Source organism: Brevibacillus reuszeri (genome assembly GCF_001187725.1).
Lineage (GTDB): Bacteria > Bacillota > Bacilli > Brevibacillales > Brevibacillaceae > Brevibacillus > Brevibacillus reuszeri.
Map to the genome: position 1 here is coordinate 349,733 of NZ_LGIQ01000009.1, position 14,199 is coordinate 363,931.

At 40.7% G+C, this 14,199-nt stretch carries 20 protein-coding genes and 1 pseudogene; 4 read left to right on the plus strand and 17 right to left on the minus strand.

Going from position 1 to position 14,199, the window contains the following annotated elements:
* Positions 1 to 102: 102 nt before the first annotated feature.
* The 16 genes and pseudogenes from ADS79_RS16235 to ADS79_RS36155 form a co-directional block, all read right to left on the minus strand.
* Positions 103 to 315, minus strand: a complete 213-nt coding sequence (locus ADS79_RS16235) for a bacteriocin immunity protein (RefSeq protein ID WP_049739465.1) — start codon at positions 313 to 315, stop codon at positions 103 to 105.
* Positions 316 to 601: 286 nt separating this feature from the next.
* A complete protein-coding gene (locus ADS79_RS16240; protein WP_049739466.1) occupies positions 602 to 982 on the minus strand; it encodes a hypothetical protein in 381 nt (126 codons plus the stop codon).
* A gap of 254 nt (positions 983 to 1,236) precedes the next feature.
* Positions 1,237 to 1,704: a hypothetical protein gene (locus ADS79_RS16245; RefSeq protein ID WP_049739467.1), complete on the minus strand. Its 468-nt coding sequence runs from the start codon at positions 1,702 to 1,704 to the stop codon at positions 1,237 to 1,239.
* Between the two features lie 119 nt (positions 1,705 to 1,823).
* Positions 1,824 to 3,251, minus strand: a complete 1,428-nt coding sequence (locus ADS79_RS16250; protein WP_049739468.1) for a VWA domain-containing protein — start codon at positions 3,249 to 3,251, stop codon at positions 1,824 to 1,826.
* Between the two features lie 121 nt (positions 3,252 to 3,372).
* Complete coding sequence (locus tag ADS79_RS16255) at positions 3,373 to 4,092, minus strand: oxygen-binding di-iron domain-containing protein (protein ID WP_049739469.1); 720 nt, start codon at positions 4,090 to 4,092, stop codon at positions 3,373 to 3,375.
* A 44-nt stretch (positions 4,093 to 4,136) separates the two neighbouring features.
* Positions 4,137 to 4,496, minus strand: a complete 360-nt coding sequence (locus ADS79_RS16260) for a hypothetical protein (RefSeq protein WP_049739470.1) — start codon at positions 4,494 to 4,496, stop codon at positions 4,137 to 4,139.
* 48 nt (positions 4,497 to 4,544) lie between these two features.
* Entirely contained in the window at positions 4,545 to 5,072 is a 528-nt protein-coding gene (locus ADS79_RS16265; RefSeq protein WP_049739471.1) for a hypothetical protein, read from the minus strand.
* A gap of 58 nt (positions 5,073 to 5,130) precedes the next feature.
* Positions 5,131 to 5,337, minus strand: a complete 207-nt coding sequence (locus ADS79_RS36690; RefSeq protein WP_084765929.1) for an ATP-binding cassette domain-containing protein — start codon at positions 5,335 to 5,337, stop codon at positions 5,131 to 5,133.
* A 51-nt stretch (positions 5,338 to 5,388) separates the two neighbouring features.
* Entirely contained in the window at positions 5,389 to 5,610 is a 222-nt protein-coding gene (locus ADS79_RS16270; protein WP_049739472.1) for a PLD nuclease N-terminal domain-containing protein, read from the minus strand.
* A gap of 13 nt (positions 5,611 to 5,623) precedes the next feature.
* Complete coding sequence (locus ADS79_RS16275) at positions 5,624 to 6,166, minus strand: helix-turn-helix domain-containing protein (RefSeq protein ID WP_049739473.1); 543 nt, start codon at positions 6,164 to 6,166, stop codon at positions 5,624 to 5,626.
* Between the two features lie 220 nt (positions 6,167 to 6,386).
* Entirely contained in the window at positions 6,387 to 6,929 is a 543-nt protein-coding gene (locus ADS79_RS16280; protein ID WP_255323712.1) for an AAA family ATPase, read from the minus strand.
* Positions 6,930 to 6,936: 7 nt separating this feature from the next.
* Complete coding sequence (locus tag ADS79_RS16285) at positions 6,937 to 7,221, minus strand: hypothetical protein (protein WP_049739475.1); 285 nt, start codon at positions 7,219 to 7,221, stop codon at positions 6,937 to 6,939.
* 135 nt (positions 7,222 to 7,356) lie between these two features.
* Complete coding sequence (locus ADS79_RS16290) at positions 7,357 to 7,836, minus strand: DUF1579 family protein (RefSeq protein WP_049739476.1); 480 nt, start codon at positions 7,834 to 7,836, stop codon at positions 7,357 to 7,359.
* A 326-nt stretch (positions 7,837 to 8,162) separates the two neighbouring features.
* Positions 8,163 to 8,408 carry a hypothetical protein gene (locus ADS79_RS35005; protein ID WP_161807300.1) on the minus strand — a complete coding sequence of 82 codons (246 nt, stop codon included), beginning with the start codon at positions 8,406 to 8,408 and terminating at the stop codon, positions 8,163 to 8,165.
* Positions 8,409 to 9,110: 702 nt separating this feature from the next.
* The gene (locus ADS79_RS16300; RefSeq protein ID WP_049739478.1) at positions 9,111 to 9,890 is read right to left on the minus strand and encodes a helix-turn-helix transcriptional regulator; all 780 of its coding nucleotides are present in this window, start codon (positions 9,888 to 9,890) and stop codon (positions 9,111 to 9,113) included.
* Positions 9,891 to 10,733: 843 nt separating this feature from the next.
* Positions 10,734 to 10,823: pseudogene (locus tag ADS79_RS36155) on the minus strand (transposase); the annotation flags it as partial.
* A gap of 706 nt (positions 10,824 to 11,529) precedes the next feature.
* On the opposite strand from ADS79_RS36155, the gene ADS79_RS16305 reads away from it, so the two are divergent.
* The 4 genes from ADS79_RS16305 to ADS79_RS16320 all read left to right on the plus strand — a co-directional run bounded on the left by ADS79_RS16305 (position 11,530) and on the right by ADS79_RS16320 (position 13,751).
* Positions 11,530 to 11,976 (plus strand): hypothetical protein, encoded by a 447-nt coding sequence (locus ADS79_RS16305; RefSeq protein WP_049739479.1) that lies wholly within the window; start codon positions 11,530 to 11,532, stop codon positions 11,974 to 11,976.
* A gap of 1 nt (position 11,977) precedes the next feature.
* Positions 11,978 to 12,196 (plus strand): helix-turn-helix transcriptional regulator, encoded by a 219-nt coding sequence (locus ADS79_RS16310; RefSeq protein ID WP_049739480.1) that lies wholly within the window; start codon positions 11,978 to 11,980, stop codon positions 12,194 to 12,196.
* Between the two features lie 202 nt (positions 12,197 to 12,398).
* Positions 12,399 to 13,097 carry a DUF4386 domain-containing protein gene (locus tag ADS79_RS16315; protein WP_049739481.1) on the plus strand — a complete coding sequence of 233 codons (699 nt, stop codon included), beginning with the start codon at positions 12,399 to 12,401 and terminating at the stop codon, positions 13,095 to 13,097.
* Positions 13,098 to 13,130: 33 nt separating this feature from the next.
* The gene (locus ADS79_RS16320) at positions 13,131 to 13,751 is read left to right on the plus strand and encodes a class I SAM-dependent methyltransferase (protein ID WP_049739482.1); all 621 of its coding nucleotides are present in this window, start codon (positions 13,131 to 13,133) and stop codon (positions 13,749 to 13,751) included.
* Between the two features lie 257 nt (positions 13,752 to 14,008).
* On the opposite strand, the gene ADS79_RS16325 is transcribed toward ADS79_RS16320, so the two are convergent.
* The gene (locus ADS79_RS16325) at positions 14,009 to 14,194 is read right to left on the minus strand and encodes a PspC domain-containing protein (protein ID WP_049739483.1); all 186 of its coding nucleotides are present in this window, start codon (positions 14,192 to 14,194) and stop codon (positions 14,009 to 14,011) included.
* Between the last annotated feature and the right edge of the window lie 5 nt (positions 14,195 to 14,199).

A 14,199-nucleotide genomic window follows, 5' to 3' on the forward strand; every position in this document is an offset into this window, starting at 1 on the left:
ATTGGGAATTAAGTGTCCAATTTTATCTAGTGGATACTGTCCACTTTAGTTTAGCAGTCACATCACTTCGAGGGAGCGTAACCATTTGCTCAAAAACCTTGTTTATAGTTGAATTGGCTTATAACTCAGTGCCTGTTCAACCACCTGTTCCGGTGTCAGATCATTTTCATTCCAGAATATATGGTCACTAACTTCCGGATGTGGGACGCTTTGTTTAAGAATTTCAATCATACGATCAATTTCTTCTTCAGAGCCTTCAACGTTCATAATTTTTCCTACTAGTTCAATTAAGTCCTCTTTACTTAACTGCTTCATTTTGTGCCCCCTTCGAATCCTTTGATCGATAGGATTATCACGCTCTACAACCTGTTAATAACGTAACAAAGGCAGCTGTCAATCGTACCTGTCGCCCTTGTTTGTCGTTTATTGAGCTCTTGACCCCGTTAGCGTAACAAAATACTGCCGATTGCGGAGCAACAATGATACCTATGGTTCCCAACGTTCTCGACTCAAGTAAAAATATATTAGCGTATCTCTTAAATTCGGGTTCCTTCTCGATGGAAACATGGGTTAGAGCGAAAGTTATTTCAGAAGCGTTCTACTAGTCATATTGTGAGTACAGCGCAAGCATATCATCAGCACAGCCATCTATGATAGTATTTGCTTGTTCAGCATGTTTTACTGCCTCAGCGTAAAGTTGTAGATTAAAACTAACAGAAGCCATTATTAAATGCCATTCAGCATCCGTATTTCCCTTATCAGAAACCGTTTGTAGTAATCTATATGCTTGCTCGAATGGATTGGTCTGGTCAGAGTAATCTTGCAGATAATTCAGTGCCCTTGTATATGCTAAAATCATTTCATATGACCACTGTTCCTGAGGGTACTGCTGAAGTATTGATTTTATTTCATAATAATTACCTACAAGCTTCATTACATCCATCTCTGCCTCAAGATCGTATATATACTGCATGTCAATCATTCAACTTCACCTCTGGCTACACATACTAAACTGCATTCCGTTCTCTTTACTGGTTTTTAGTGAACCCCGAAGACGTACAAGCATCATGCTACTCCCTTGCTATTTCATGTGCCAATTTTGCCAATTATTGATACATGGCGTAAAAGAGGATTTCGTCCTATTTTTTGCTATCCTGCCCTTAGCGTAACAAAGCTGCCGGTCATCGCGGTAGCTTTGTCGTGGTGTATTTTTTGCGTTATATGAACTCCGTTCGTTCAATCGTAAATTTTTCTGAGTTGAGAGATATATATGGTATTCTCAAAAGTCATTGGCGGAATCTTTTCAAGCCAATCAACAGTGGTACCAATTCCATCGTAACCTAATTGCCTAAATTCCTCATTACTCCTATCAATTCCGACTTGCTTCCAAATGATATATTCATCAGTTTTAACTACATTTGCAACGATAACAGTGCACAACAAATCACAGTCATCAGGACACATTAATACTGGCAAGATAACCTCTTTGTCTTCTGAATTGAACCTTTTTTTAAGAAACTCTTTCTCTTTCGGCTCATCAACCCAGTCAATTATTGTTGGAATCATACCCAGAAGGTTATCTGAGGTATATTGACTATGAAGCAATAAGTCAAGAGGGGTACCATCTATAACGATAGTATGGTGTTCAGCTTCACAGTGCGCACTCTTCAACGATTCAACTTCAATTTTATTCACCAATCCCATTGTTTAAGCACCACCTTTGACAAATACCCTTACAACATTGTACCCGTTAGCTGAAGCTTCCACTACCATAGCTTTTCCTGCAGCGCATCGGCAAAAAAGGTTCCTCAAAGCGTGCGCCGCTAATTTTTTATTTTATCCGTCAAATCATCGCTATTCTTCTTTCCTTCATCCTTGATGTCGTCATAAACCTGCTTGCCGTTTTTGGAAACTTCGTTATATAAACGCCTCCCTGTTTCGTCTGCGTAACTCCATGCGAAACTTTTGCGTTCGTCAATTTTTTTATAGATATCACTCCAGGGGAAATCACTTTCTTTCTTCGTTTTCAGATATTTGAGGGCTACCTGCAAATTCGAATTTTCTTGATTCGACAGACGCTGCATCGTTTCCCGAGTCTTATTGAGCACACCCTGTTTCTTTTCTTTTTGAATATTGGCCTGCCCTGTTCCCTTTTCTATCCAACGCGTCCACTCGCCGCGCAATTTTTCATACGCCTTGTTCAAATACTTTTTCAACGCTTCGCCATTATCGATGGAAGCAAACTCTCCGCCGCCGGATGCAGCAACCTGCCGGAGCATTTTTTGACCTTCATTATCCACATCAAAGCCAATAATATTGACAACGGTCTTCACCTTGGATTGATGGAGCTCTTTGGCAACCTGTACGGGATCGCCTCCGCATGTCTCAATTCCATCACTTACCACATATACGACCGAATCAGTCGTCTCGGGATCTATATCCTGCTTTACAGATTCCAGCGCATTCGCAATAGGCGTCCATCCGGCAGGGTTCACATCTTCAAGCGCGTTTTTTAATTGGTCTGTCTGTACGCCTTGACCATGAAAAATTTCTTCAGTACTGCTGCATGATAGTGGTTTATCTTCATTACTTCCAGTTCCCTTATGCCCATAAACCCGCAACGATACCTCTGCATTTTTGGGCAGCTTATCCCCGAAGCTCTGAATTGCTTCTTTTGCGGAATCCATTTTTGATTTGCCATTAATCTTTGCATTCATGCTGCCGCTTGCATCCAGCAAAATTGAAATATGCAGCTTCCTACTGGTGGGCAATGTAATTTTTGCATTAGGCCGCTGATTATTCACAGTAATATCGGATTCAAAATTAATGAAAGTGGACACATAAGGACGATAGTCCTCAGCCAACAGAAGGAGCAGTTCTTCCATATATTGATCGGCTGTCAGATCAGTCGGCAATTTGTCCAAAGCCTCCTGAACATTCTGTTCAACATAGTCGGTACCGGTAAGACGTCCCGGAGGTTTCATTAATATTTGTTCATCCGTTAATACAATTAGAGGTTTGCTTTGTTTTGAATCTGGAGCGTCCGGAATAGTTGAAATATTCTCTGCCCGTTCGTTATCCTGACCGGACTCTGACGGCTTCTGAGTGTTTAGAATATCTTTGGCCAATTCGTTACTCTGCTTCAAATCCGACAGGTTCTGAGTGTTTGCAGTATTTTTTTGAGGCTCGTTACTACAACCGGCAAGGATTACGATCATGGTTAAAATGATAAAGATTGAATTTCTTATCATTAACTTACCTCCGAAAGATCTTCAAATATACGATCAAAAGCCATGAGCCCGCACACCGCCAACATTACGACGCGAGGATGGATTCCTTCCCGCATTTTCCCATGGACGAGAGCGAATCTGCTTAGTTGTTTCCGGTCGCTTGTTCCCTCAAAAGAGTATGAAATTCGTTAATGATTTTTTTGCCGTCTCCCTTGAAAGAAGAGCCATGCATAACCGCAAGAACCTGTGGATTCAATTCGGCTAATCGGTCCAACAATTGCGCCGTGTGCGAGCTGTAGGAGATATAATGGGAGAAGGGTCCTTCGCTTGATAGGATGTCTTTTGTTTGGGGGAAAATACTATTTTCCGTGATGGCTACCACTTCTCCATTCTGATGGAACAGGTCGGAGGTAAACAGGACCCGATCCGTTTCTTCGAAAAGCAGGCCCGCGTCCCAGCCGTGGGGAAGATGCGGCGTGCGAACGTAACGGAAGGTCTTTTTGCCGGTTGAAAAGGTTTCGTTATCGGAAAGGGGACGAATCGGCCTTGCTGCAAAATCCCCGTTAACCGATGCCGAAACAAATCCCGTAACCGCCACGGCTTGAGGGGCAACGGCCAGCCAATCGTTTAGGGCACCGCATTCGTCCGATTCGTAATGGCTATAGCTAATCCAACGCAGATCCTTCAGTTCGATGAGACTGGCCGCCGCTTTACTGAACTCGGAGAAGAGCGATTTGGGACCTGTGTGGTATAGCAGCGGTTCGTTATCTCGGATAAGAAACAGATTAAGCGTAAATCCGGACTGTGGGATAAACGCGGAAATACGGAATACGTTGGGTGCAATTTCGTGGATTCGTGTCATTTAAACTCTCCTTTTAGTGGATTCGCGGTAAGCCAAAATAGGCATCACGATTTATGTGAAGCGCGGCGCAACAAAATATGGTTTGCTAGCTGTTCTGGATTGTCGCTTTCAATGACTACTTTATCAAATTCAAATCCCTTCAAATCGAGAATGACTACTTTGCAGGCATCGTGATACGATAAGAAGTATTTCTTTCCTTCGATAATGAAGACCCCGGCTTTATATCTAGGCGAAGCAATGCCTGTTCTTTTTACAGCAGTCCAGGGAAACTTGAAATTTCCGGATTGTACTTCTTCTATCGAAGCGTAAGGAATTTGGATCGTTTTTCTCAAATTAGTAACCGCTGTCCATCCTGAGATATTCACTTCTACACCACGATCACCTAAGACAACTTGAACACTCATCCTTTGCGTCCTCCTTTTTACATCAAGGCTACTGTTACGCTTAAATCGTCACGAAGCAGGCAACTCTTTTCGGGATAAATAGAAATGCGATAAAAACAGGAAAACGACAATAAGTAACAACGTGACCGCCACTGTGGTCATAAAGTGAGGCAAAGCACTGCCAGAGATCATGATATGGACCGCATGGTTCGTCAAATGCGCAGGATTCATGATTTGAAATCCAGATCCCAATGCGGTTGCGACTTTCAAAAAAATGAGAACGAAAAGCGATACGACGGCAACTCCCGACGATCTGGATAGCAAGGAGCCCATCAGAAGCGTCAAAGTTACCATAAACAGACACCAAATGTAATAAACACCCAAGCCTGCTACCAAAATACCGGTTGCGACAGCTCCCGCGACGATAGCAGCCTGCCCGATCCACTTGCCCATCAAATATTCGCCTAAGGAGACCTTGCGCGTCAAAATAAAGGTCAGCATTCCAATATCCTTATCCGATACCACAATACTCATCATTCCGATGATGATAACCAATAAACCCAATTGGTCAAATTGATTGATTACAGTCGATGCCAAAACATCTTCTGCCGTTATCTGGGGTAATGTAATACGTGAGCAATTCCTTTCCTGTCATCTACGAGTAGAATATGGGGTGTTGTGGCAAATACCCGATAAACGGACGTTTTCTGTCATGACGCTCTCCTTGGAATAGAATTTGACCGGCCGAAGGCTTCGTTATCCCGATGAGCATTTTGATAATTGTCGTTTTACCGGCTCCGTTCGGACCGAGAAGGGCTGAACATTCGCCCTGTTGGATTTGAAAACCAATGTCTTTAATAATTTCCTGTTCGCCATATTTTTTTGGAGATGATTCACCTGGAGGATACTCACCCTAGCGCTCCTTCCTCCCTAGGATAAAGTACAAAATCGGACCGAAAAGACTGACGAAAACAATGATTGCGGTCCAAATCAGCTTGTATTCTGTACTAAGGTCTCTTCTTAATAAATCCCGTAATGCCACAACTAGTAGAATCAAATGTAGAATGAGAAAGGGAATAAGAAGCGGCAGCCATTTCCATAGTTCTTCTATCCCGATTTCGTAACCGTAATGCATTTGCGAATCCTTCTCAGCTTTTTGACGAGTTTTGCGGAATAAACATGCCTGCGAAAACTCGAGCGGTTCGTTCGGGAGTCGGCTGTTTCTTGATCGCTTCTTCGATGCACTTGTTAACGGACTCGACGAGCTCGAGAAATTCTTCATTCGTCAGATGAAGAGGCGTATACCAATAGCCGAATCCCTCTTCTTTATACCGGGTTGGAGACGCTTCCGTCAGATACGTTGTCGCTAACTGAAGCACATTGCCGTGAAATGCCGTGAAATGGCGAATATGATCTTCCTGAGAAGTATTCTCAACTTCATTTTCTGAAATTTCCAGATTTTCTTTCCGAATTGAAAACACTCGTTCTTCCGTTCCCTTCACATTTTTCTTATCTATGATCTCGATCAGATCCCCCTCAAGCAAAAGATTGATATGACGATATAAGGTAGCTTGGGGAACGTCGCCAAGCACATCTAACAGTTGGGCAATCGTCAACGGTTTGCCGAGAAGCAATTGTTGTATAATCCTCATTCGAACAGGATGAAGAACCAAATCAGCTTTTTTTGTCATCAAAATTGTCCTCCGCGTCATTATCATTATATAAAATGATAATGACACATTTTTTTGATTTCGTAAATCCGTAATCAGGATGTTGTAAATGATGACGAGAAGCTGCATGTGCGGCTTCTACGAGCATTCTCCAATTTTGGTTGAAGAAGGCCGTCCCTTCCTTTCATCATGTTCGTTTTCGGTACCAATCCTTCTCAAAGGTACATATAGTCATTTATATTCAAACACTCGCTTCCGACCACGCTTTCTGCCAAATCTGCTCTACGGTTTCCCCGGCGGATAGGTCCGATGAGTCAAGCCACATACCGATCTTAGGCGTTTCTTCGCGCAATCTGCGGTCAAGCTCAGCTACCGTCCACAAACCGTACCCACTTTTCGGTCGAGCTGCTTCCCTGCTTGCTATCACTTCCTGATTTGGCGTCAGCACAACAACGTACAACGGACGATTTCGAAGAAACGCTACGGTTTCCTGAAGCATGGAACCCATAATAACATCCTGTATCACGACGTTAAACCCCGCTTCAAAGTAAGCATCTGCGGCAGTAGCGGTAATTTGGTGACGCAAGCGAAGCTGATTGACCGCTTCTCCTTCCGAGTCCGGCAACATTTCCTCTCTTCCGCTCACGATCATCCTTCGGAATGTATCTCCTCGCAAATGAACTCCTTTATCAAATTTTTCAGCAAGCAGTTGAGCGACCGTCGACTTTCCCGAGGCCATAACCCCAGTGATCACAAAAATTCCTCTTTTTTCCTGTGTAAGCAAGGCTATCTCACCTTTCTTTGATCGATTGAATGTTGAAACTGAAGAACGCCGCGATTAAAAAAATGAAACCTACCGTAACATATATGACAAACAAAAAAGTTGCATTCAAGAACATTTCGGAAACCGAAGATCCGATAAGCAGGGAGCCTGTAAACACGGGAGAGATCATACCGTTCATCCGACCGAAATAAGCACCTTCCACGGCTGTAAGCATGAATGAGGACAGGAAGGTCTGGACCAGAGCGATAGCGATCCCCATCAAAAATCGCACGAATCCGGTCAACCATTTCACCTTATGGAACCTCTTCACCATTCGCTGACGAGAAACGAGCTGCTTTTATTAGTTTTCCATTCACTTTACCATTTCGGAGTACTCATTTTCTCAAAATCAAGACTTTTGCAGATATCTCTATTAAGGTTTTGTTTTTTACAATTTTTCTTTAGTCAACTTGATATCCATCCAAGGTTGCCAATTAGAACCGTCACTTAATAATTCCCATTTTCCCTTTAAGGTGTTACCATCACTGCTGAATTCGCCCGTAAAGCGTTCCAATCCACCATTAATCGTCCAGAAACGATCTCGTAGATTTGCTAGGTAAGCACCTGCGTTTCCTTGATTGTCGAAAGAACGAGTGAAATACGTCTTTTTCGAAGAATCATAGCCGATGATCTCCGTGGTTTTGACCACTTCATTACCCATGTGTCCATCCACTTTGTGAATAAGGAAAAACCCCCCAGGTAGCCATTCGTAAGTGTCCACAGCAATTAGTCTGGCTGCAGGACTGGATGAAGTAGCCTTAATTTCCCCTTCCGTATTCCACTTACCGACAAATATCTCTAGAAGTCTGTGCTCGGGACCAGGACTGGGTAGTTGCTGTAGATCTTGGGTTTTGTCAATCATTGTCATGAAATTATCCTCTTTTCTTTGTTTTCATAAGTTTATCTCACATAATTACTATCAGCTTCTTCTCGATTGCTAAAAATTTGTCATAGCTTTTTTATTCGATTAACTGGCCCGATTCTACAATATAAGGTGCAAATCTTTATTCCAGAAATGCGACCAACTTTACAAATTCAGATTCGCATCTAACATACTTTATTTTCGATTCCTATATCTCTGATTGGGAAATAACATCGAAGTAACGTTTGCCACTACCTAATATGACTATATGAATAATGATTCGTAATTCATCAAGTAACACAACATGCACAGGCTTTGAATGTCTTTGAAATTCAAGTAATCTCATTTATACAATAAGAATCAATTCTTTGCAGTTCATTGCTATCGTTAAAAGTATAAACATCACAGGCTGAAACGAAAGATAATTGTTCACCATTATGAATAAACTCGCCTGTTCCGTTTACTACAACAATATTATTTTCTGCGATAACATTCCACGTAGAGAACTTAGTGGTTACACTATTGAAATAACTAGCAGTTCGCTTACAATTTTCTATAACTGCTTCATTACCTACCAAGGCTTTATCACCAACGATATTCCATTCAATTTTTGTTGCTAAGTATGGAAAAACGGGCTCGAAATTACCGTTAGAAAACGATTTTGCTATATGTTTTCGTAAGGATATGGCTTCCAGAAGTCATATTTCATTCTCTCCTCGACTAATGATTTGATTTTGCCTATGTCTTATTTATCATAATTCACTATGCACAAGAAATAATTCTGCAAGCTGTATTTTCACCCCCAGAATAGTATTTTTAACTGTACAGGCCTATTATAGCAAAAATGTCCATGCATCATTTCTCATGGATTGCTGTTTAAAATCATATTTATTTATACTGACATTTTCCAGGTGCTATTCTTGCGCTTAAACCTGCCATTCAGTTAGGCAGTAAAATAAGCAAGCTAGACTTGTACGATTCAGCTTATGCCAAAAACGAGACAAGTCTAAATGAATTCAAAGAGCTGAGTCAAGAGTTACTCGAATTGCTTGACCATGATAAAAATGAAGAAGGGTTGATCCATTTCGTGGAAGGTATCAGTATTTCTAAAGAAGTGATTCGCGGAATGTTTCAGCAATGCACGAGGTCGCAAGTCAGTTGAGCGGAGCAATTCTAAACTCTGAATACAATAAGCTTGCGGGTGAAGACCATATGCTCATCCCTAAAGTGATGCTGCAAATTCTCTCAAACATTTTAAAACAGTAGCTTACAGGTACTTGTTAAGTTACTCGATTGAGAAACCTTCCCATCAATAGTGGGAGTGAAATTAGAATTGGAGGATCGTCCAAACGCGGAGTATAGAGCATAACTTTCTGAAAAGGTACGGGTTTATCTGATTCGATTATGATAGGATCTTTTGTTCTAGTTCGCAATGTGCTGTGTGGGAGTATGAAGTCTACGGTCTGTGACCCCCAAGAAACGGATGTAGCCATAAGATAATACGACCCCGGTTTGACATCTGTGAAGCAAAAGTCACCTAGCTTCCGCAGTAATGTTCCATATAAAGGTAGACCTTCTGGAATTGGTTTGGGAAATAATCCAACAAGTACGATACCATCAAAAGGAATCTGTGCTTTAATGTTACCCTCTAATTTAGCATATTGAGATCGTTTATTAATGGATACTTCCCAATTATTAAATTGATGTAAGGAATGTAAATAATGTTCTGACATCACTGGTGAATTTCGAAATTCTGATGGTGTCATCCCCACTCGTTCAGTAAATCGTGTTGTGAAGGTTCCAAGACTGCTTTGTCCAACTTCCAATGAAATATCGCGAACACTCAGATTCGTATGTATTAATAAATCCTTTGCATGTTGTAATCGAAGGGTAGAAACATAATACTGAGGTGGAACACCCATTCTTTCCTTGAAAATGCGAATGAAATGGTAAGGGCTGTAGGCTGCATAACGAGCCAATTCGGTAAGAGAAATGGGTTCGTAAATATGTTGTTTGATGTATTCAATTACTTTATCGATTTCTAAATACTTTCTCTCCACCCTTACACACCTCGTAAAATTTGGTCATAAAACATAATTTCAGAATACTACAATAAATGTAAAGCTGCCACTTGTTATTCTCATTGATTGAACAACACGTTCTTTCATCTCGCCACTCTCTCGCAAAATGGCCTTTTAATGAAAAAGAGTGATGATCTATATTCCAGATAAGCGCGATTGTGGAAAGAATCACATTCCAGACAGACCTGCTATTTTATAAAACCCATCAAAATGTTTTTCTCGTTACCTGTCAGTTAGCTTAAAAACAGAGCCTAAGTATACACAAACATAAAATTGAGCAAAACTGTCACATCTCATTCTTTACGCACCATCAATATTAGACACTCCACATGTATCGAGTGTGGTTATACCTCAGCCCCGATCCACCGATTCAGTATCGCAGTCTCTACCATCAATTCCATTCTCCACTTTGCCACTACTTATACTCCTGGCTATCTGTAATGGCAAGCTTTAGAGGCGAATTCAGCAAGAATGGCTTTTGGACACCATGTTTTAATTTCAAGTCCTATGTTACTTTCAAGTGCGCATATGAGTCAAAGTGCGTACTTCTCAATTCCCCTTTTCTATCTCATAATCATCGTCTGAAGAAGAGGAGGATAAAGCCCTATGAAACCAGATAAAATCCCTCCCGATAAAGATGCTACATTGGGAATATATTACCTTTTATTCAAGCACTATGGAACCTCTATGGAACCTCTATGTGTTAATGACTTTAATATACTCGGAACTACTTTGTTTTAGCAGTTGGATTTGTTCTTTTGTGGGCAATAGCTTTACTTTAACAGTTATGGTCTGTGACATATCCTTCACCCCCCTTGTCTTTTGCTGTTCAACATAACGCTTTATCGTCTCACTTGATACATTCCCAGCAGTAGAAACAAAATAGGAACGTGTCCACAAACTCGGCAAATGCAGAAGGTGTGGAAATTGTTAGGTGAAAATAAAGTTTTAGACTGGAGTCGTTGATTTAACGCGGTTTTTGAATTGATGAATCGTCAGCTTTTGAAAAATAAGTTTTAGACTGATCCATTAAAAGAAGCAGCGGCGGACCAAGACTTGAAAAATAAAGTCTTAGACTGCCGCTGTAGTCATTCAACTAACGTACCCGTTAGCCAATCATGCAGCTCGCTGCACCACAGATTATGAAAATGGATTAGTCCGTCCATAATGATTGATAAGCTGGCGAAGAAGGTCGTTTCAACATGGTGCCTTGAGCCCATCCGTTAGTCTGACCCCGGCGACCACGGTGCATCACAGATTGTCGCACCCTTTATGGGTAGCACGTATAGGAGATTCATCCTTTTTGGTTGTTGCACCAGCCCAGCCTATTTCTTATCTTGTAGGAACGCAATTTCAAAGTTGACTAATTTGATATTTAGCATAGGCACAGCCTTTTTTTAAAACCCTTTGGCTGGGTCCATTTCTTATTGCCTTTTTGCGTTTTTATTTTCATAGGAGCTCAGCAACGTACCTGTTATTTATAGCACGGTTCACCGTGCTGCGCCCTACCTAGTGTACAACCTTAATGTAAAATAAAGTTGACAAAGAGTATAGTTTTGCATACATTATGTATAGTTTATTTTACATTTGTGTATGATACTTTAATTAGGAGGTCAATATGTCCTATCAAGAAAAAAAAATTTCTGTTTCCATCATCAGCAGTATACTCATCTTTACCCTCTACACTTTATACGCGATAAACAATGCCGAGGAAGGCAGCATCACTTCGGCCAGCGACTTCAGTTTTTGGGGTTCCTTCATTCTGGTGCTGCTCCCGGTGTCGATTGTAGCGAAGGTTATCATTCATATCGGGTTTGTCATCTTCAATAAGATCGCTACGAATGAAGATGAGCCTTCTTTTGAAGATGAGTTGGATAAGATCATCGAATTGAAGGCAGACCGGATTTCGCTTTATGTGTTTTTCCTCGGGTTTATATTCTCCATGGTTCCGCTCGTTACGGATCTGCCAACGTACTTAACGTTCCTTGTGTTGATTTTATTCGGTTTCTTATCCGATCTACTGGGACGTATCGCTCAATTATACTTTTATAGAAAAGGAGTTTAACATGGGAAAGGATACGATCAGCAATCATATACGGAATCTTCGCTTTCATTATAACGAGATGACCCAGCAGCAATTAGCAGATAAGGCTGGGGTCACCAGACAAACTATTGTGGCTATCGAGAAGGGGAATTATTCACCTTCATTGGAGTTGGCTTTTCGCATCGCGCGTGTTTTCGGAAAGTCCATCGAAGAGGTCTTTCAATATGATGATAAGCAATAAAACGTGGATAAAACTGGGGAGTGAAATTTGCAACGGCTGGATTGATTAATCAGAAATACCCACTAGACCAAGCATCTGAAGCACATCGATATGCTGATACTGGTCGTAAAAGAGGATATGTCATCATCGCTACTTCTTTGACCTCTTAATTCGCACGTCCCGCAAACATCCGTCAAGGGCAGGTATTATAAGGAGGCTAATTATGTTGAGGAAGAGTGCAAATTCAGGTAGAAGGTCTGCAGTCATTACTGGGGTATTATTAATAGCCGGGTTGGTTACAGGTATATTTAGTGTTGTTCCTGTTATAGATGGAGCAGACTACCTTGTCCAGGCTTCTACAAATGAAAATCAGGTACTAATAGGAGCGTTTTTCCAATTGTTAATGGCTGTTGCGTATGTTGGTATTCCTATTTTGATGTATCCGATTTTAAGTAAGCATAAGAAAGGTTTAGCTCTTGGCTCTGTTGCTTTCGGCATCATTGCGGGTGTGTTCATTGTTATGGGTGTAATCCTTCTTCTGTTGCTACTGACATTAAGCCACGAATTTGCAAAAGTTGGTACTATGAATGCATCGTATTTTCAGACCCTGGGTGGATTGTTACGGGAAGGACGTGATTTGGTGAACCATGTGGCAACGACACTGGCGTTTGTTTTGGCTATGTTCTTGTTTAACTGCATATTTTATCAAATAAAATTAGTCCCACGTTGGTTGTCATTTTTGGGTCTTATTGGGTCTACATTGTCCATATTGGCAAGCTTATTATTTATGATTCGCTTCATCAGTCTGGATGCAACCTACATGATGTTGAACATTCCAATAGCCTTTCAACAATTTGTTTTGGCTATATGGCTAATCATTAAAGGATTCAACCGGGCGGGGCAAGATTCTCTATCCATTTAAGATGAATGCACTAGAAAAGAAGGTGAAACTGAAATGAATAAATCAGAAAGTTATTGGGACAAAACAGCAAGTAAATATGATCAGTTAGAGATGAAGGATGAACAGACTTACATCAATATAATAAAAAGAATGAAAACGCATCTCAAAATAAGCGACATTGTTTTGGATTACGGCTGTGGGACTGGATTGATATCAAATGAGATTGCAGAATATGTGAAAGGGATTCAAGCGATTGATATATCTTCTAATATGATAGCAATTGCAGAAAAAAAGGCAAAAGAGCGAAACATTGCAAATATAAACTATGCTCATTCGACCATTTTTGATGAAAGGTATAAGAAAGGCTCATTTGATGTCATCCTGGTCTTTCATATTCTGCATTTGTTGGAAGATGAACATATCGTTCTACAAAGAATGAATGAACTGTTGAAACCAGGAGGATTATTGATTTCTGCAACACCATGCGTGGGAGAAAAGATATTTCTTAGAAACTTGTTATACTTTGCGGGTAGAGTCGGTTTAGTGCCAAATATTAGATCATTTAAAATTCACAATTTAGTCGATACAATTGTGGAAGGGAATTTTTCAATTGTCGAAACGGATTGCTTGAAGAAAAGTTTTCAGGAATATTTCATTGTTGCTAGGAAGATTTGATAGGTTACAAAGGGATTATCATATACTTTACCGTCATTCAAATAATTGAACAGTCTAATTATGAATAGGATTGCAAGCCGGAATTCAGGCTAAAGACTCAGTTAACCTTCATTCCACTAATCTGCCCGCTAGTTGAACAAACAAAAATACGGATGCCGCAGCACCCATTATCATTAAGCTATCGATTCCCATTAGTAGTTCAACTCTGTCCTCACTTTTTTGTCATTAGACATTAAGCAAGGCAACAAAAAGTCTGTTTATAAGCTGCTATTTTCATCAAGACTATTAGCCAATATAATATAGTCGATAAAGGATGCGGGCATGGTCAAAATGAAAATTAATCTAATACCGAATGAAGAAATGCCGAAAAATTCTGCAATACCTCCGCAAACTCCTTGTATCGACTTATCACATGAAGTCCTTTTCAATTTTTTCTTTTTCAAAGTAA